The organism is Geodermatophilus sp. SYSU D00079, from assembly GCF_054050635.1.
This window is the reverse complement of record NZ_JBJGZS010000003.1, coordinates 80,426-97,356: the sequence shown is the minus strand read 5'-3', so window position 1 is coordinate 97,356 and position 16,931 is coordinate 80,426. Positions and strand designations below refer to the sequence as shown.

General features: G+C 76.2%; 20 protein-coding genes. 12 read left to right on the top strand and 8 right to left on the bottom strand.

The features are described 5' to 3' along the window. Positions 1-2: 2 nt before the first annotated feature. From ACI79E_RS04180 to ACI79E_RS04160, 5 genes are all read left to right on the top strand, one after another. Positions 3-1,262 carry a cytochrome P450 family protein gene (locus ACI79E_RS04180; RefSeq protein WP_456931283.1) on the top strand — a complete coding sequence of 420 codons (1,260 nt, stop codon included), beginning with the start codon at positions 3-5 and terminating at the stop codon, positions 1,260-1,262. Then, positions 1,259-2,275: an aldo/keto reductase gene (locus ACI79E_RS04175; protein ID WP_456931282.1), complete on the top strand. Its 1,017-nt coding sequence runs from the start codon at positions 1,259-1,261 to the stop codon at positions 2,273-2,275. The genes ACI79E_RS04180 and ACI79E_RS04175 overlap by 4 nt, the downstream gene beginning before the upstream one ends. Continuing rightward, positions 2,272-2,778 carry an XdhC family protein gene (locus tag ACI79E_RS04170; RefSeq protein WP_456931281.1) on the top strand — a complete coding sequence of 169 codons (507 nt, stop codon included), beginning with the start codon at positions 2,272-2,274 and terminating at the stop codon, positions 2,776-2,778. Before ACI79E_RS04175 ends, ACI79E_RS04170 begins: the two co-directional genes overlap by 4 nt. After that, positions 2,775-4,154 carry a xylulokinase gene (locus ACI79E_RS04165; protein ID WP_456931280.1) on the top strand — a complete coding sequence of 460 codons (1,380 nt, stop codon included), beginning with the start codon at positions 2,775-2,777 and terminating at the stop codon, positions 4,152-4,154. Before ACI79E_RS04170 ends, ACI79E_RS04165 begins: the two co-directional genes overlap by 4 nt. 85 nt (positions 4,155-4,239) lie before the next feature. Then, positions 4,240-4,434: a hypothetical protein gene (locus ACI79E_RS04160; RefSeq protein WP_456931279.1), complete on the top strand. Its 195-nt coding sequence runs from the start codon at positions 4,240-4,242 to the stop codon at positions 4,432-4,434. Positions 4,435-4,488: 54 nt separating this feature from the next. Here ACI79E_RS04160 and hisN read toward each other — a convergent pair whose 3' ends face one another. Next, a complete protein-coding gene (gene hisN, locus ACI79E_RS04155) occupies positions 4,489-5,283 on the bottom strand; it encodes a histidinol-phosphatase (RefSeq protein ID WP_456931278.1) in 795 nt (264 codons plus the stop codon). Positions 5,284-5,305: 22 nt separating this feature from the next. Continuing rightward, on the bottom strand, positions 5,306-5,482 hold the full coding sequence (locus tag ACI79E_RS04150) for a DUF2795 domain-containing protein (RefSeq protein WP_456931277.1): 177 nt from the start codon (positions 5,480-5,482) through the stop codon (positions 5,306-5,308). A 53-nt stretch (positions 5,483-5,535) separates the two neighbouring features. Between ACI79E_RS04150 and ACI79E_RS04145 the strand changes: the two genes are divergently transcribed. Both ACI79E_RS04145 and ACI79E_RS04140 read left to right on the top strand, forming a co-directional pair. Then, a complete protein-coding gene (locus tag ACI79E_RS04145) occupies positions 5,536-6,072 on the top strand; it encodes a DUF2087 domain-containing protein (RefSeq protein ID WP_456931276.1) in 537 nt (178 codons plus the stop codon). 79 nt (positions 6,073-6,151) lie between these two features. Further along, positions 6,152-6,883: a hypothetical protein gene (locus tag ACI79E_RS04140; RefSeq protein ID WP_456931275.1), complete on the top strand. Its 732-nt coding sequence runs from the start codon at positions 6,152-6,154 to the stop codon at positions 6,881-6,883. Between the two features lie 145 nt (positions 6,884-7,028). Here ACI79E_RS04140 and rsgA read toward each other — a convergent pair whose 3' ends face one another. The 4 genes from rsgA to ACI79E_RS04120 are packed head-to-tail and all read right to left on the bottom strand — an operon-like array spanning position 7,029 to position 11,290. After that, complete coding sequence (rsgA, locus tag ACI79E_RS04135; protein WP_456931274.1) at positions 7,029-8,072, bottom strand: ribosome small subunit-dependent GTPase A; 1,044 nt, start codon at positions 8,070-8,072, stop codon at positions 7,029-7,031. Further along, positions 8,042-9,310, bottom strand: a complete 1,269-nt coding sequence (gene aroA / locus ACI79E_RS04130; protein WP_456931273.1) for a 3-phosphoshikimate 1-carboxyvinyltransferase — start codon at positions 9,308-9,310, stop codon at positions 8,042-8,044. The genes rsgA and aroA overlap by 31 nt, the downstream gene beginning before the upstream one ends. Before the next feature lie 23 nt (positions 9,311-9,333). Next, on the bottom strand, positions 9,334-9,774 hold the full coding sequence (locus ACI79E_RS04125; protein ID WP_456931272.1) for a YdeI/OmpD-associated family protein: 441 nt from the start codon (positions 9,772-9,774) through the stop codon (positions 9,334-9,336). Positions 9,775-9,829: 55 nt separating this feature from the next. Continuing rightward, entirely contained in the window at positions 9,830-11,290 is a 1,461-nt protein-coding gene (locus ACI79E_RS04120) for an NAD-dependent succinate-semialdehyde dehydrogenase (RefSeq protein ID WP_456931271.1), read from the bottom strand. A gap of 174 nt (positions 11,291-11,464) precedes the next feature. On the opposite strand from ACI79E_RS04120, the gene ACI79E_RS04115 reads away from it, so the two are divergent. Both ACI79E_RS04115 and ACI79E_RS04110 read left to right on the top strand, forming a co-directional pair. After that, on the top strand, positions 11,465-12,211 hold the full coding sequence (locus tag ACI79E_RS04115) for an SOS response-associated peptidase (protein ID WP_456931270.1): 747 nt from the start codon (positions 11,465-11,467) through the stop codon (positions 12,209-12,211). A gap of 1 nt (position 12,212) precedes the next feature. After that, positions 12,213-13,754 (top strand): fused MFS/spermidine synthase, encoded by a 1,542-nt coding sequence (locus ACI79E_RS04110; RefSeq protein ID WP_456931269.1) that lies wholly within the window; start codon positions 12,213-12,215, stop codon positions 13,752-13,754. Positions 13,755-13,763: 9 nt separating this feature from the next. Here the strand turns inward: ACI79E_RS04110 and ybaK are convergent, their stop codons facing one another. Continuing rightward, complete coding sequence (gene ybaK, locus ACI79E_RS04105; RefSeq protein WP_456931268.1) at positions 13,764-14,237, bottom strand: Cys-tRNA(Pro) deacylase; 474 nt, start codon at positions 14,235-14,237, stop codon at positions 13,764-13,766. 226 nt (positions 14,238-14,463) lie between these two features. Between ybaK and ACI79E_RS04100 the strand changes: the two genes are divergently transcribed. Together ACI79E_RS04100 and rsrA are read left to right on the top strand one after the other, a co-directional pair. Continuing rightward, entirely contained in the window at positions 14,464-15,147 is a 684-nt protein-coding gene (locus ACI79E_RS04100) for a sigma-70 family RNA polymerase sigma factor (protein WP_456931267.1), read from the top strand. Continuing rightward, complete coding sequence (gene rsrA / locus ACI79E_RS04095) at positions 15,144-15,476, top strand: mycothiol system anti-sigma-R factor (RefSeq protein ID WP_456931266.1); 333 nt, start codon at positions 15,144-15,146, stop codon at positions 15,474-15,476. The genes ACI79E_RS04100 and rsrA overlap by 4 nt, the downstream gene beginning before the upstream one ends. Positions 15,477-15,581: 105 nt before the next feature. Here rsrA and ACI79E_RS04090 read toward each other — a convergent pair whose 3' ends face one another. Next, complete coding sequence (locus ACI79E_RS04090; protein ID WP_014377707.1) at positions 15,582-15,656, bottom strand: 50S ribosomal protein bL37; 75 nt, start codon at positions 15,654-15,656, stop codon at positions 15,582-15,584. 219 nt (positions 15,657-15,875) lie between these two features. Between ACI79E_RS04090 and ACI79E_RS04085 the strand changes: the two genes are divergently transcribed. Next, the gene (locus ACI79E_RS04085) at positions 15,876-16,919 is read left to right on the top strand and encodes a biotin carboxylase N-terminal domain-containing protein (RefSeq protein WP_456931265.1); all 1,044 of its coding nucleotides are present in this window, start codon (positions 15,876-15,878) and stop codon (positions 16,917-16,919) included. The last annotated feature ends 12 nt before the right edge of the window (positions 16,920-16,931 follow it).

The window sequence follows — 16,931 nt, the reverse complement described above, 5'->3', positions numbered from 1 at the left end:
GGATGAGCCGGGAGCCCGAGGTGGCGGCGGTCGACGGCCCGCTGTTCCAGGGGTCGTTCTGGCGGGACCCGTACCCCGCCTACGAGCGGCTGCGCGACGGAGCCCCGGTGTGCGAGGTGGCGCTGCCCCGGGGCGGCAGCACGTGGCTGATCACCCGCTACGACGACGTGCGCGCCGCCTTCACCGACCCCCGGCTGGTCAAGGACCACCGGGCGACGCTGCCACCGGAGGTCCGCGCGCGGGCGCCGCGCCTGCCGGGCCCGTTCGGCTCGATGATGATCCTGCTCGACCCGCCGGACCACACGCGGCTGCGCCGGCTGGTCGCGCGGGCCTTCACCCCGCGGCGCACCGCCGAGCTGCGACCCCGCATCGAGGCCCTGGCCGCCGGCCTGCTCGACGCGCTGCCCACCGGGGAGCCGGTCGACCTGCTGGCCACCTACGCGGTGCCGCTGCCCATGGCCGTGATCTGCGAGCTGCTCGGGGTGCCCGACACCGACCGCGACGCCTTCGGCACGTGGTCGCGCGCGCTGGTCGACGACCACGACGACGTCGACGAGCAGCAGGCCACCGCGGGGCTGGCCCGCTACCTGTACGACCTCGTCGAGACCAAGCGGCGCTCCCCGGACGGCGCCCTGGTCTCCGCCCTGGTCGAGGTCTCCGAGGCCGGTGACCAGCTCAGCACCGAGGAGGTCGTCGCGATGGGCGTGCTGCTGCTCATCGCCGGTCACGAGACCACGGCCAACCTCGTCGGCAACGCGGTGCTGGGCGTGGCCACCGATGGCGCGCTGCGCGAGCACCTGCTCACCGACCCGGACCGCATCCCGGCGGCCGTCGAGGAGTTCCTGCGCTGGGACGGCCCCGTGCACAACGCCCCGTTCCGCTTCGCCGCCGAGGACGTCGAGTACTCGGGCACCACCATCCCCGCGGGATCGGTGGTGACGCTCTCGGTGGGCGCGGCCAACCGCGACCCGGACCGCTTCGACCGGCCGGAGCTGCTCGACCCCGACCGGGACACGGGTGGGCACCTGGCCTTCGGTCACGGCCTGCACCACTGCCTGGGGGCGCCGCTGGCCCGGCTGGAGGGCGAGGTGGCCCTGCGGTCGCTGCTCGACCGGTTCCCCGGCCTGCGCCTGGCCGTGCCGCCGGAGGAGCTGCGTCACCGGCGCAGCGTCATCGTCCACGGCCTGGAGCGGCTGCCGGTGGTCCTGCAGCAGCCGGGCGGTGGCGGCCCGGGGAGCGGCGGCGCGAGGATGCCGGGGTGACCCCCAACCCACCTCTCGGCACCCGCCCGCTCGGCCGCGACGGCCTGGTCGTCTCCACCCTCGGCCTGGGCTGCATGGGGATGAGCCAGAGCTACGGCGCCGCCGACCGCGACGAGTCGATCGCCACCCTCCACCGGGCGCTCGACCTCGGCGTCACCTTCCTGGACACCTCCGACGTGTACGGCGACGGCCACAACGAGGAGCTCGTCGGCGAGGCGATCGCCGCGCGGCGCGACGAGGTGCAGCTGGCCACCAAGTTCTCGCTGTCCCGCCGGGACGGCGGTATGGCGATCGACGGCCGCCCGGAGAACGTGCGGGCCTGCGCCGAGGCGAGCCTGCGCCGGCTGCGCGTCGACGTGATCGACCTCTACTACCAGCACCGGGTCGACCCGCGGGTGCCGATCGAGGACACCGTCGGGGCGATGGCCGAGCTGGTGCAGCAGGGCAAGGTCCGCCACCTCGGCCTGTCCGAGGCCAGCGCCGCGTCGATCCGCCGTGCCGTCGCCGTCCACCCGATCGCGGCGCTGCAGAGCGAGTGGTCGCTGTGGACGCGCGACCTGGAGGGCGAGGTGCTGGGTGTGGCCCGCGAGCACGGGATCGGGATCGTGCCGTTCAGCCCGCTGGGCCGCGGCTTCCTCACCGGGGCGGTCACCAGCCCGGAGGACTTCGCGGAGGACGACTTCCGGCGCGGCCACCCGCGCTTCACCGGGGACGCCTTCGCAGCCAACCTGCGGCTGGTCGACGCCGTCCGGGCGATGGCGGAGGAGAAGGGCTGCACCCCCGGCCAGCTGGCGCTGGCGTGGGTGCTGGCGCAGGGGGACGACGTCGTCCCGATCCCCGGCACGAAGCGGCGGTCCTACCTGGAGGAGAACGTCGGCGCGGCGGCCGTCGAGCTGTCGGACGACGAGCTGGCGCGGCTGTCGGCGATCGCCCCGCCCGGGGTGGCCGAGGGCAGCCGGTACGCCGACGCCTCCTACGCCTACGGCGACAGCCCGGAGCGGAGTGCGCGGTGAGCGTCGACCCGACCTGCGGGGTGGCCCACGGCGCCCCGGCCGGGGAGCAGACCGGGCGGGTCCTGGTCGCCGTCTTCGCCTCGCCGGTGGCCGAGGTGCTCCAGCGGTGGGCACCCGAGCTCGGCTTCCGCACGGTGCTGCTCGACCCGGACCCGGCACGTGGCGCCGACGTCCCCGGCTTCGCCGCGCTGGACGGCGACCTGGCCGACGCCGACGTCGTCGTCACCGACCACCACCGGCCCGAGCTGGGCGAGGTGCTGCGCGACGCGCTGGCCCGACCGGTGCGCTGGGTCGGGGTGATGGGCAACCCACGGCACGAGGGCCCGCACGTCGCCGCTCTGGCCGCGCTCGGCGTGCCGCCGGAGGAGGTGGCGCGCGTGCACCGGCCGATCGGCCTGGACATCGGCTCCCGGACGCCGCCGGAGATCGCGCTCAGCACGCTCGCGGGGCTGCTCGCCGACCGCAACGGCCGCAGCGGCGGCACGGTGCACCGGCCGCGGTGAGCGCCGTCCTGCTCGGTGCCGACGTCGGCACGAGCGGGCTCAAGCTGGTCGCGCTCGACGAGTCCGGCGCCGTGGTCGCTGAGGGCGAGTCCGGCTACGACCTGGACCGCCCGCGTGGCGGGTGGGCGGAGACCGACCCGGCGCGCTGGCGGCGGGCCCTCGACGACGCGCTCGCGCAGGTCGCCCCGGCGCTGGCCGGCCGGCGGGTGGTGGGGCTGGGCCTGTCCGGGCAGATGCACGGCGCCGTCCTGGTGGACGCGGCCGGCGCCCCGCTGGCCCCCGCCGTGCTCTGGCCCGACGCCCGCGCCGCCGGCGAGGTGGCCCGCTGGCGCGCGCTGCCCGACGACGCGCGCGCCGCGCTGGCCAACCCGCTGGTGCCCGGCATGACCGGCCCGGTCCTCGCCTGGCTCGCGGCGCACCGGCCGCAGCTCGTGGCGCGGGCGGCCGCGGTGCTGCTGCCCAAGGACGCCGTGCGCGCCACGCTCGTGCCCGACGCCGACCCGCGGGTCACCGACCGCAGCGACGCCTCGGGCACGCTGCTGTGGGACGTCGTCGCCGACGGCTGGTCGGCCGCCGCGACCGCCGCCGCCGGGATCGACCCCGCCCAGCTGCCGGCGGTGCGCCCCTCCGCGGAGGTGGTGGGCACCGCCGCCCTCCCGGTCAGGGAGGTGCCGGTGGTGGTGGGCGGCGCGGACACCCCGCTGGCGCTGCTGGCCGCGGGCACCGGCGCCGCCCGCCAGGTCAACCTGGGCACCGGCGCCCAGGTGCTCGCGCCGGGACGCACGCCCGCGCCGGCCGACGACCCGCCGGTGCACTGCTACGCCGACGTCGACGACGGCTGGTACGCCATGGCCGCGCTGCAGAACGGCGGGCTGGCCTGGTCGTGGGTGTGCCAGGTCCTGGGGATCGACACCGCCGAGCTCCTCGACGCCGCCGCGGGCGCACCGGCCGGCGCCGGGGGAGTGGTCTTCCGGCCGTTCCTCACCGGCGAGCGCGGTGCCGTGGCGGGTCCGGCGGACCGGGGGAGCTGGACGGGCCTGTCGGCCGGCACCACCCGCGCCGACCTCGCCCGGGCCGCGGTCGAGGGCGTGGTGTTCGCGGTGGGCGCGGCAGCGGAGCTGCTCGGAGGCGAGGGGCCGGTCGTGCTCACCGGGGGCGGCGGGCGGTCCCCGGTGGTCTCCCAGCTGGTCGCCGACGTCCTCGGGGTGCCGGTGCGGTACCTGCCGATCCGCAGCGCGTCCGCCGTCGGTGCCGCCCTCCTCGCGGCGCGCGGGAGCGGGCTCGAGACCGCCCCGCGGCGGGAGCCCGGCCGGCTGGTGGAGCCGCGGCCGAGCCCGGAGCTGCACGCGGCGGCCCGCCGCTGGCGCGGGGAGTGAGCCGGAACGGCCAGGCCGGCCGGCCCGTTGGGACGGTCAGCGGGGCCGGGAGACGGTCCCGGCCGATCACAGAGAGGCGTGCTCGATGGCGTCGATGTTCACGAAGCTCACCCAGCTGGCCAACAGCCCCAAGGGCAAGGAGGCCATCCGGCAGGTGACCGAGCGGGCCCAGCAGATGGCGAAGGACCCCAAGACCCGCGCCAAGATCGACGAGGCGCGTCGCAGGTTCCAGGGCGGCCGCGGGACGGGCACCGACCGCGGGTGGGGCACCGGCCACTAGCAGCACCCCCGCCGTCTCCCGGCCGGGCCGCGCAGGCGCCGGCCGGGAGACGGCTCAGGCCGGCCGCAGCAGGCCGAGGGCGGCGTCGTGCAGCGCGCCGTTGGTCGCCAGCGCACTGCCGCCGGCCGGACCGGGCGCGCCGGTCAGGTCGGTGAAGCGGCCGCCGGCCTCCCGCACGATGACGTCGAGCGCCGCGAGGTCCCACAGCGACACCTCGGGCTCGCAGGCGACGTCGACCGCGCCCTCCGCCAGCAGCACGTAGCTCCAGAAGTCGCCGTAGGCGCGGGTGCGCCACACCGACCGGGTGAGGTCGAGGAAGCCGCCGAGCAGGCCGCGTTCCTCCCAGCCCGACAGGCTCGAGTACGACAGGCTGGCGTCACCGAGCGAGCCCACCTGCGAGACGGTGCAGCGGGTCGCCGACTCCAGCCGCCGGCCGGTCCAGGCCCCGACGCCCTTCGCCGCCCACCAGCGACGGTTGAGCGCCGGTGCCGAGACCAGCCCGACCACCGGCTCGTCGCCGTCGAACAGGGCGATGAGCGTGGCCCACACCGGCACGCCGCGGACGAAGTTCTTCGTCCCGTCGATGGGGTCGAGCACCCAGCGCCGCGGCCCGTGGCCGGTCACGCCCATCTCCTCACCCAGCACCGCGTCGCGGGTGCGCGCGCGGGCGAGGGTGATCCGCAGCTGCTCCTCCACGGCGCGGTCGGCGTCGGTGACCGGCGTGAGGTCCGGCTTGGTGTCGACCTGGAGGTCCAGCGCACGGAAGCGGTCGAGGCTGATCGAGTCGGCCTGGTCGGCGAGCACGTGCGCCAGGTGCATGTCACCCGTGTAGTCCCGGCCCGGTGTCATGGGCACCGAACCTAGCGGGCGCTCAGTCGAACACCGCGGAGCTGACCCCGCTGGGCCCCTCGTACTCGCGGTCCTCGATGCCCTGCAGTGCCTCGAGCACCTCCTTGTCGCTGCCCTTGGCGTGGTCGAGGATCTGGTCCTTCGTCGCCGGGTAGTCCATGCCCTTCAGGGCCTTCTGGATGTCGATGGGGCTCACCATGCCCCCGGGCTACCCTCGCCCCGTCCCGGGAATGCGCGGATACCGTCGGGGACGTGGACGCCGCGACGATCGCCGGGCTGCTCGCGGACCCGGCCCGCCTCAAGGTGGTCGCCGCGCTCGCCCTCGGTGCCCGGACCATCGAGGAGGTCGCCCAGGCCACCGGGCTCTCTCTCAAGGACGTTGCGCTCGCCGCCCGCCGGCTGGCCCGCGCCGGGCTGGTGCGCCGCGACCGGCACGACCTGGAGCTGCTGACCGAACGCTTCGGCGCGGCTGCCCGGGCCGCCGCGGAGTCCGCCCCGCCACCGGAGCCGCTGTCGGACGACCCGGCCGAGGACGCCGTGCTCTCGGCGTTCGTGCGCGACGGGCGGCTGGTCTCCATCCCGGCCCAGCACAGCAAGCGGCGGGTGGTGCTCGAGCACCTGGTCCGGGTGTTCGACGTCGGCGTCCGCTACCCCGAGCGGGAGGTCAACGCACTGCTGGCGGTCTGGCACCCCGACACCGCCGCGCTGCGCCGCTACCTGGTCGACGAGGGCCTGCTCACCCGCGAGGCGGGCCTCTACTGGCGCAGCGGCGGCTGGGTCGACGTCTGAGGGAGACCGCGTCCTCCCGCTCACGGCGGGGACACGAACTCGGTGGTGGACCCGGGGCCGGAGCGTCGACACTCCACCCGTGCCCGACGCCGACGACTTCCGCGCCCTCGCCCGCTCCTCGCCGTGGCGCTGGGCGACGCTGCGGTTCAGCGTCCGCTGGCGCGGCGAGCACGCCCTGCCGCCGGTGCGGGCCTGGCTGCGCCGGCCGGACGTCGTCCGGGTGGAGAGCCTCGACGGGCACCTGCTCCAGGTCGTGCGCGAGCCGGGCAGGCACGTCGTGCAGCTGGGCCCGGACGGTGGGCGGGAGACGGTCGCCCCGTGGCCGGCCGACGGCCCGCCGCCCGTCCGGCGTCCCGACGGGCTGGTCGCCGAGCGGCCGGAGGGCCTGTCCTACGACGCGCCGATGTACCAGTCCTACTCGTGGGTGGCGGTGCTCGACCCGGTGGAGCTCGCCGACGGCCGCGACCCCGGGACCGGTGAGCGCACCGGGCCGGGGCTGGACGTGGCCGGTGTCGCCGAGGTCGAGCACGGCGGGCGTCCGGCGTGGGAGGCCGTCGTCCGCCCGACGCCGCTGTACGAGCCCCGCTGCGGCTGCTGCCCGCTGCTGCGCTCCCGGCTCGTCGACCGCTCCGAGTGGGGCGAGGACGCCTTCGCCGACGCGGAGTACCCCACGGAGTACCTGGTGCGGCTGGACGCGCAGACCGGCGTCTGCGTGTGGACCGAGGCGCTGGACGGCACGTGGGTCGGCACCGGGCACGTCCTGCGCATCGAGGCCGTCGACGAGCCGATGCCCGACGCCCTGTTCGGCTGAGGACGGGGTCTCCCTCGGTTCCTGGTCCCGTCCAGGGGCCCGCGCCGAGCCTGCGAGGCGTGGGGAGGACGGGGTCTCCCTCGGTTCCTGGCCCCGTCCAGGGGCCCGCGCCGAGCCTGCGAGGCGTGGGGAGGACGGGGTCCTCCTAGTAGCCGGGGCCAAGCTGGCCGACGGCGTCCAGAAGCCGGCGCAGGCTCTCCAGCCGCTCGCGACGGGCCGGGGGACCGGCGTCGGCCCAGGCGTCCAGGACGCAGTCGGGGTCCGCGGCGGTGTGCCCGCAGCCGGGCGGGCAGTCGACGGCGGCCTCGGCGACGTCGTCGAACGCGGCCACGACGTCCTCCGCGGTGACGTGCGCGAGCCCGAAGGAGCGGATGCCGGGGGTGTCGATGACCGTGCCCCCACCGGGCAGGTCCAGCAGCACGGCCGAGGAGGACGTGTGTCGCCCCTTGCCCACCTTGGTCACCTCGCCGGTGGCCCGGAACGCGTCGGGCACCAGCCGGTTGACCAGTGTCGACTTGCCGACACCGGACTGGCCCACCAGCACGCTCATCCGCCCGTCGAGGCGGCCCAGCAGCTCGTCCAGCGGCGTCTCGCGCGACATCGGGACGGCGTCGACGTCCAGACCCGCGTAGCGGTCCAGCAGCGGCTGCGGGCTGGCCAGGTCGGTCTTGGTCAGGCACAGCAGCGGCTCGAGCCCGCCCGCGTAGGCGGCCACCAGGCAGCGGTCCAGGAAGCCCAGCGCCGGGTCCGGGTCGGCGACGGCGGTGACGATCACCAGCTGGTCGGCGTTGGCCACCACGACCCGCTCGGTGGGGTCGGTGTCGTCGGCGGTGCGCCGCAGGGACGTCGTGCGCTCCTCGATGACGACGATGCGGGCCAGGGTGTCGGTCCGCCCGCTGGTGTCGCCCACCAGCCGCACCTGGTCGCCGACGACCACCCCGTGCCGGCCGAGCTCCCGGGCGCGCATGGCGGTGACCTCCACCGGTGCGCCGTCCGGGCCGTCGACGCGCACCGTCATCCGGCCCCGGTCGACCGCGACCACGAGCCCCGGGACGGCGTCGTCGTGGGTGGGCCGGGTGCGGGTCCGCGGCCGCGAGCCGCGGCGGCTGGGCCGGACCCGGATGTCGTCCTCGTCGGACCGGCGGTCGTGCCGGCGGCTCAGCGCTCGGCCCCGAGCATCGCGTGCCACCGCTCGACGAAGTCGGGCAGGGTCTTGGTCACCGCTCCCGGGTCGGCCGCCTCGACCCCGTCGATGGCCAGTCCGAGGACGGCCGCGGCGTGCACCATGCGGTGGTCGGCGTAGGAGTCCAGGCGGGCCGGCCGCCGCGGGCCGGGGGTGACCACGAGCCCGTCGGGCAACTGCTCCACCGTCGCCCCCACCGCGGTGAGCACCTCGTCGAGGGCCTGCAGCCGGTCGGTCTCGTGCCCGCGCAGGTGGCCGATGCCGGTCAGCCGGGACGGGCCGTCGGCCAGGGCGCACAGCGCGGCCAGCACCGGGGTGAGCTCGCCGACCGCGCCGAGGTCGGCGACCAGCGGTGCGATGGTCGCGCCCCCGCTGACCTGCAGCCCGTCGTCGGTCCGCGTCACCGCCGCGCCCATCCCGGTCAGCAGCCGGTCCAGCTGTCCGCCCGGTTGCGTGGTCCGCTCCGGCCAGTCGCGGACGGTGACCCGCCCGCCGGTCACCAGCGCGGCCGCGAGGAAGGGGGCGGCGTTGGACAGGTCGGGCTCCAGCACCTCGTCGCGGGCGGCGACCGGGCCGGGGGAGACCCGCCACCCGCGCCCGGTGGGCGTGACCTCGACGCCGCGCTCGCGGAGGGACTCGACGGTCATCTCCACGTGCGGCATCGAGGGCAGCCCGCCGGCGAGGGCCAGGTCGAGGCCCGCGTCGAAGCGGGCGGCGGCCAGCAGCAGCCCGGAGACGATCTGCGAGGACTCGCTCGCGTCGACGGTGACGGCGCCGCCGCGCACCCGGCCGGTGCCGTGCACGGTGAACGGGGCCCGGCCGCGGCCGCCGTCGTCGACCTCGACGCCGAGGTCGCGCAGCGCCGCGATCAGGCCGGCGTTGGGCCGCTCGTGCAGCCGGGGGTCGCCGTCCAGCCGGACCGGGCCGGCGGCGAGCGCCGCGACCGGCGGCAGGAAGCGCAGCACGGTGCCGGCCAGCCCGGCGTCGACCTCGGCGGGGCCGCGCAGCGGCCCGGGGGTCACCACCCAGTCGTCGCCGTCGTCCTCGACGCGGACGCCCAGCGCGCGCAGCGCGGCGGCCATGAGGTCGGTGTCGCGGGCGCGCAGCGGGCGCACCAGCCGGCCCGGCCCGTCGGCGAGGGCGGCCAGCACCAGGGCGCGGGCGGTCAGCGACTTGGAGCCGGGCAGGGCCACGACGGCGTCCACGGGGGTCGCGCGGTGCGGCGTCGTCCAGACCTGCGTCACGGCCCCAGTGTGCCCTGCGCGCCTCAGCCCTCCAGCAGCGCGGCGACGGCGGCGGTCACCCGGCGCTCCCGGGTGGCCGCGGCCTTGGCCCCCTCCACGGCGAGCACGTGCCGGCGCTGGTGGCTGTAGGAGAGGGCGTCGAACCGGCGCCGCGCCGCGGGCTCGGCGTCCAGCGCGGCGGCGAGGTCGGCGGGCACCTCCACCACGCGCGGAGCGGTGTCCAGCTCGAGGTCCACCTCGACGGTGTCGCCGGCCGCGACGCCGGCGGCCTCCCGGTTCTCCGCTGCCAGCGGCACGAGGAACCGGCCGCCCATCGTCGCCACCGTGCTGCGGTAGGAGTGCCCGGCGAGGGTCACGGTGACCGCCGGCCGACGTCCCGAGCCCAGGGCCTCGACGACGTCGGGGGGCACCTCGAACCCCGTCGCGGTCTTGCCACCCAGCTCGATCGTCGTCGTGAACCTCATGGCCGGAGCCTGGCAGCCCGGACCCCGCAGCGACAGGGCCCGGGCCACCACCGGGTCAGCCGGCGGCCGCGGCGTCGGCCGGCTTCGCCTTCTTGGCCCCGGCCGTGCGCACCAGCCGGCGGTTGGCGAACTCGAACATGCCGAGCTCGGAGAGCTCGCGGCCGTAGCCGGAGCGCTTCACGCCACCGAAGGGCAGCTCCGCCGAGGTGCCCGACGGGGAGTTGATCCACACCATGCCGGAGTCGACCTGGTCGGCGACCTTGCGGGCCCGCTCGACGTCGCTGCTGAACACCGTCGCCGACAGCCCGTACGGGGTGTCGTTGGCCAGCCGCACGGCCTCCTCCTCGGAGGAGACGCGGTAGACCACGCCCACCGGGCCGAACAGCTCCTCGCGGTAGGCCCGCATCTCCGGGGTGACGTCGGCCAGCAGGGTGGCGTCGACGTAGGCGCCCTCGCGGTCGGGGCGGCCCCCGCCGGCGAGCACCGTCGCGCCCTTGTCGATGGCGTCCTGGACCTGGGCGCTGAGGTCGGCCGCCGCCCGCTCCGACGACAGCGGGCCCAGCCGCGTCCCCGGGTCGCTCGGGTCGCCGGGCTGCAGACCCTTGAAGACGTCGGCGAGGCCGGCGACGAACTCGTCGTAGACGTCGTCCATGACGATGAACCGCTTGGCGGCGATGCACGCCTGGCCGGCGTTCATGGTCCGCGACATCGCCGCGGCCTTCACCGTCTGCGCGACCTCGGGGGCGTCGAGGACGATGAACGGGTCGCTGCCGCCCAGCTCCAGCACCGACTTCTTCAGGTACTTGCCGGCCAGGGAGGCCACCGCGCTGCCGGCCCGGTCGCTGCCGGTGAGCGTCACGCCGGCCACGTGCGGGTGCGCGATGACCCGCTCGACGTCGGAGATGCGCAGGAACAGGTTGGTGTAGACGCCCTCGGGGACGCCGGCGTCGATGAACAGCTGCTCCAGCGCCAGTGCGGTCTGCGGGTTGTTCTCCGCGTGCTTGAGCAGGATCGCGTTGCCCAGCACGAGGTTCGGCGCCGCGACGCGGGCCACCTGGTACAGCGGGAAGTTCCACGGCTCGATGGCCAGCAGGACGCCGGTCGGCTCGTTGACGACGACCGCCTCGCCGTCCATCACGTCGATCGGCCGGGGCTCGAGGAAGCGCGGGCCGTTCTTCGCGTAGTAGTCGAAGATGCTGGCCACCAGCATCGCCTCGCCGGCCGCCTCCCGGATCGGCTTGCCCATCTCGGTGGTGATGAGGGCGGCGAGCTGGTCGCGGCGCTCGATCATCAGCTCGCCGATGCGTGCCACGACCCCGGCGCGCTCCTCGACGGGACGGCGCCGCCACTCGAGGAACGCGGCGTGCGCCCGCTCGACGACGCCGTCGACCTCGCCGCTGTCGAGGAAGGGGAACTCCTTCTCGGTCCTGCCGGTGGCCGGGTTGATCGTCGCGTACGGCCGGTCGCCCGCGTCGCTGGCGGTCTTGCCGGCTGGGGAGGTCTGGGTGGTGGTCACTGCTCTGTGTCCTCCGTCGCGTCTCGGTTGTGTCGCACCCCAGGTCTACCCCTGACCCCCGCGGGCACGCGCAGGGGCCCGCGTCGGGAGGAAGACGGATCTAGGCTCGCGACCGTCGGGTCGCCGGCCGCCGTCCGGGCGGACCCGCGCCCGCCCGGGGAGGGAGTACGCACCGTGTGTGGCCGCTACGCCGCCAGCCGCCGTCCCGAGGACCTCGTCCTCGAGTTCGAGGCGGTCCGCGCCGAGGGGCAGCCGGCGCTGCCGGCCGACTACAACGTCGCCCCGACCAAGGACGTCTACGTGGTCCGGCACAAGGAGGAACGCGACGCCGAGGGCCGGCCCACCGGCGAGGGGCACCGGGAGCTGCGCGCCGTCCGCTGGGGGCTGGTGCCGTCGTGGGCCAAGGACGCCTCGATCGGCAACCGCATGCTCAACGCCCGGGTGGAGTCCCTCACCGAGAAGCCGGCGTTCCGGACGGCGGCCCGCTCGCGGCGGTGCCTGGTGCCGGCCGACGGCTGGTACGAGTGGGCCAAGCGGCTGGACGGGCCCGGCAAGCAGCCGTACTTCATCACCCCCGAGGACGGCTCCGGCCTCGCCTTCGCCGGGCTGTGGGAGGTGTGGGGGAAGGGCGAGGACCGCCTGTACACGTGCACCGTGGTCACCGCGCCCGCGGTCGGTGCGCTCACCGGGATCCACGAGCGGATGCCGCTGGTGCTGCCCCGCGAGCGCTGGGCCGACTGGCTCGACCCGGCCCGCGACGACGTCGAGGCGCTCACCCAGCCCACCCCGCCCGACCTCGTCGAGCGGCTGGAGCTGCGGCCGGTGGGCACCGCGGTCAACAACGTCAAGAACAACGGCGCGGAGCTGACCGCCCGCGCCGAGGCGGTCAGCCCGCCGGCCGACCAGCCCGCGCTGTTCTGAGGTGGCCGGTACCGAGGAGGCGGTCGAGCCGACCGCCGGGACCGCCGCGCTGCCCGGCTGGGTCGCCGCCGCCGTCACGTTCCTGAGCTCGGGTGCGGTGCTGGTGCTGGAGATCGCCGGCCTCCGCCTGATCGCCCCCTACGTCGGCATCACGCTGCAGACCAACACCGCGGTCATCGGCTTCGCCCTCGCCGCGATCGCGCTGGGCGCGTGGTCCGGCGGCGCGGCGGCCGACCGCACCGACCCGCGGCGGCTGATCGCGCCGCTCATGGTCGCCGGCGGCGCCTTGGTGGTCGCCGTCCTCCCGCTGGTGCGGTTCGCCGGGTCGTGGCTCACCGGCGCCGACGCCGGCAGCGTGCTGCTGCTCGCCGCGGTCGCCGTCGTGGTCCCCGCGGCGCTGCTGTCGGCGGTGCCGCCGATGGTGGTCAAGCTGCAGCTGGCCAGCCTGGCCGAGACCGGCGCCGTGGTGGGCCGGCTGTCGGGCATCGGCACGCTCGGCGGGATCGCGGCCACCTTCGTCACCGGCTTCCTGCTCATCGCCGTCTTCCCGACCAGCGGCATCCTCGTGGGCACCGGCATCGTGACCGTCCTGGCCGGGGGAGCGGTGGCGCTGCTGCTGCGCCGGCGGTCCGGGAGCGGCGCAGGGCGGGTACCGGCCGGGCTGTTCGTCCTCGCGCTCGGCGGTTCGCTGCTGGCCGCGGTCGCCCCCACCCCGTGCGAGGCCGAGACCGCCTACCACTGCGCCCGTGTGGTGGCCGACCCGCAGCGGGACGGCGGCCGCGTGCTGGTGCTGGACACGCTGCGGCACTCCTACGTCGACCTCGACGACCCCACGCACCTGGAGTTCGAGTACGTCCAGGCGATCGCCGCGGTCACCGACGTCCTCGCGCCCGAGGGGGAGCCGCTGTCGGCGCTGCACCTGGGCGGTGGCGGCCTGACCGTGCCGCGCTACCTGGCCGAGGTCCGCCCGGGCACCACCAGCCTGGTGCTGGAGGTCGACCCCGGGGTGGTGGCGATGGACCGCGAGCAGCTCGGGCTGGCCGAGTCCGACGACCTGCGGGTCCGGGTGGCCGACGCCCGCGTGGGCCTGGCCGACGAGCCGGCGGGGGAGCGGGACCTCGTCGTGGGCGACGCCTTCGGCGGCCTGTCGGTGCCCTGGCAGCTGACCACCGTCGAGGCGCTCGAGCTGGTCGACCGGGCGCTCGACGACGACGGCGTCTACGTCGCCAACCTCATCGACAACCCGCCGATGGGCTTCGTGCGCGCGGAGCTGGCCACCCTGCGCGCGGTGTTCGGCTCGGTGCTGCTGCTGGCCCGGGAGCCGGTGCTGGCGGGGGACGACGGCGGCAACGTCGTCGCGGTGGCCTCGCAGGCGCCGTTGCCGGCCGACGCCGTCGCCGGTGCGCTGCGCGCGCGGGGCCTGACCTGGCAGGTGGCCGAGGGGGAGCGGCTGACCGGCTTCGTCGCGGACGCCGAGGTGCTCACCGACGACCACGCGCCGGTCGACCAGCTGCTCACCCCGTACGCCGCGCCCGGCGCCTGACGGCGGTCCTCAGCGTCCGATGGGGGCGGTCCGGGCCCGGGTCAGCCGCACGAGGTCGGCCGGGGCCAGCTCCACCTGCAGGCCGCGCTTCCCGGCGCTCACCATGACCGTGTCGAAGGCCAGTGCCGTGTCGTCCACGACGGTCGGCAGCGCCTTCTTCTGGCCCAGCGGGCTGATCCCGCCCAGCACGTAGCCCGTCGTCCGCTCCGCGTCCGTGGGGTCGGCCATCGCCGCCTTCCGGCCGCCGGCCGCGGCCGCGAGGGCCTTGAGGTCGAGGCTGCCGCTGACCGGGACGACGGCGACGGTGAGCGCGCCGTCGACGCGGGCCACCAGCGTCTTGAACACCTGCCGCGGATCGGCGCCCAGGGCGGCCACGGCGGCCTCGCCGTGGCCCTGGTCCGCGGGGTGCTCCGGGTCGTACGGGTGCAGGGTGTGCGCCACGCGCGCCCTCTCGAGGGTCCGCACCGCCGGGGTCGCCGCCACGGCGCGGCAGCCTAGCCGCGGGCCGTCGCGGCGGGCCACGGAGATCCCGGTCGCAGGGGGAATGGACGCCGCCGCGGGCGCGGTTGGAGTGGCCGTGAGCAGCACCCTGTCCTCCAGCGCCCGAGCGCGGGTCGCGCACCGGCGGCCCCCGGGCCGCCCCGACGCACCGCGGCTAGGATCGTCCGAGGCGGTGGCCCGCGTCCGGGCGCCGCAGAGAGGACGGTCGGTGCCCGAGGAGTCCGCGGAACTGAACCCCCAGACCGCCCCGGTGGAGGTCCCCGAGGCGCGCGAAGGCGGCAGCCGTACCGAGGTGGCCGAGACCCGCGCCGAGCGGGACGCCCGTTTCGAGCGCGACGCGCTGCCCTTCCTGGACCAGCTGTACCCGGCGGCCCTGCGGATGACCCGCAACCCCGCCGACGCCGAGGACCTGGTGCAGGAGACGTTCGTCAAGGCCTACTCCGCGTTCCACCAGTTCGCCGAGGGGACCAACCTCAAGGCCTGGCTGTACCGGATCCTGACCAACACCTACATCAACAGCTACCGCAAGAAGCAGCGCCAGCCGCAGCAGTACCCCACCGACCAGGTGCAGGACTGGCAGCTGTACGCCGCCGAGGAGCACAGCTCCAGTGGCCTGCGGTCGGCCGAGATCGAGGCGCTGGACCACCTGCCGGACTCCGACATCAAGGAGGCCCTCCAGCAGCTGCCGGAGGACTTCCGGCTGGCGGTCTACCTCGCCGACGTCGAGGGGTTCGCCTACAAGGAGATCGCCGAGATCATGGGCACGCCCATCGGCACGGTGATGTCCCGTCTGCACCGCGGTCGCCGGGGGCTGCAGAAGCTGCTGGCCGACTACGCACGGGAGCGCGGCTTCGTCCGCGCCGGGGCCGGGGAGGGGGCGACGCAGTCGTGAGCGAGGACCGTGGCGAGCCGATCGAGATCAACTCCTGCGACGACGTCCTGTCCCACGTCTTCGAGTTCCTCGACCACGAGACCGACGACGCCCGGCGCGACGTGATCGCCGAGCACCTCGAGGACTGCTCGCCCTGCCTGCGCCAGTTCGGCATCGAGCAGGAGTTCAAGGCGCTGGTCCGCCGCCGCTGCGGCGGGGACACCCCGCCGCCCGGGCTGCGCGACCGGATCAAGTTCCAGCTGACGACCGTCTCCTTCGAGGAGGACGGCACCCAGGTCAGCGTCGAGAAGCTGACGGTGGAGCGGACCCAGGAACGCCCCTCCGCCTGACGGCCGCTCGAACGCCAGAGGCCCAGGACCCGTCGGGTCCTGGGCCTCTGGCGTTCGGCCCCCGTCCCAGGTCCCGGCCTGAGCCCGGGTGGACGGGGCCGCGCCTCACGCGTTGGGCCGCTTGCCGTGGTTGGCCTTGTTCCCCTTGCGGGAGCGCCGCTTGCGTCCACGCTTGGACATCGCTGCCCTCCTCTCCTCATCGCCGGTACGGGCCCGTGGCGGGCCCTCGGTGCCGCCGGGCACCCCGGACCCGCGTGTGTGCGGTGCCGGGGGACCCGTCAAGCTGACGCCTCCCAGCCTCTCACGGCCCCGAGCGACGTCGTCCCCCTGTGGCGGTGGAGCCGGGCGGCGGGTCAGGCTGTGGGTGGCACGACGCACCACTGGGGGAGGGCCGGCAGGGTGGCACAGGTCGGGATCGAGAGCGTCCTCGTCGCGGGGCGGGGGCCCGCCGCGTGCGCGGTGGTGGCGGCCTGCTCCCGGCTGGAGGTCAAGGCCGTCGCCGTCCACTCCGAGGCCGACCGTTCCGCCCGGCACGTCCGGCTGGCCGACGACGCGGTGCTGCTGGGGCCGGCGCCGGCCGCGGAGTCCTACCTCGCCGTCGACCGCATCGTGGAGGCCGCCCGGCGCAGCGGGGTGGCCGCGGTGCTCCCAGTGCCGCCGGCCCTCGCCGGCAACGCCCGGCTGGCCGCTGCGGTCGTCGCGGCCGGCCTCACCTGGGTGGGGCCGTCGGCGGCGGTGCTGGAACGGCTGGGCGGCGACGGGGTGGAGCCGGCCAGCGAGCGCGGCTTCCTCGCCTGGGTCACCGACTCCGGCCTGCACCACACGACCCCGGTCTCCCGCGACCGCGCCGCCGGCATCGCCCGCGTCTCCTGGACGCCGGACGAGCCGGTCGAGCTGCCGCCGGCCGCCAAGCGCCTGGCCGAGGTGGGCTGGCGGGGGCTGGTGACGGTCGGCATCGCACCCGACGGCGAGCTGGCGGAGGTGGCGGCCGGCTTCTCCCTCGACATGGCCGTCCTCGAGCGCGCGCACGGGGTGGACGCCGTCGAGCTCGCGCTGCGCAGCGCGGTCGGTGGCCGCGCCGCGGCGGATCCAGGCCCGGGACGCACGCCGCGCAAGGCTGTCGCCGTCCAGTTGCGCTCGACGCTGCCGCCGGGGCAGGCGGGCCGGGTGACCGGCCGGCTGCCCGAGTCCGGACGGCGACCGGGTGGGACCGACGGGGTCGAGGTCGTGGCCGTCAGCGGCTACGACCCCGGAGACCGGCTCGACGGCTGGTACGACGCCCTGTTGGCCACCGTGAGCGCCAGCGGGCCGGACACCGCGACCGCGGCCCGGGCCGCCAGCGACCTGCTCACGGGCCTGCCGGAGACGGGTGTGCCGCACGACGGGCCGGAGATCTGCCCGGTGCTCGACCGGCTGGCCAGCGGCTGCACGCCGGGGAGCTGACCGCCCCGCCCT

Coding starts and splice junctions, on each gene's coding strand:
- ACI79E_RS04180 (WP_456931283.1), top strand. CDS start 3: ATGAGCCGGGAGCCCGAGGTGGCGGCGGTCGACGGCCCGCTGTTCCAG.
- ACI79E_RS04160 (WP_456931279.1), top strand. CDS start 4,240: ATGGCGTCGATGTTCACGAAGCTCACCCAGCTGGCCAACAGCCCCAAG.
- hisN (WP_456931278.1), bottom strand. CDS start 5,283: ATGACACCGGGCCGGGACTACACGGGTGACATGCACCTGGCGCACGTG.
- ACI79E_RS04150 (WP_456931277.1), bottom strand. CDS start 5,482: ATGGTGAGCCCCATCGACATCCAGAAGGCCCTGAAGGGCATGGACTAC.
- ACI79E_RS04125 (WP_456931272.1), bottom strand. CDS start 9,774: ATGAGGTTCACGACGACGATCGAGCTGGGTGGCAAGACCGCGACGGGG.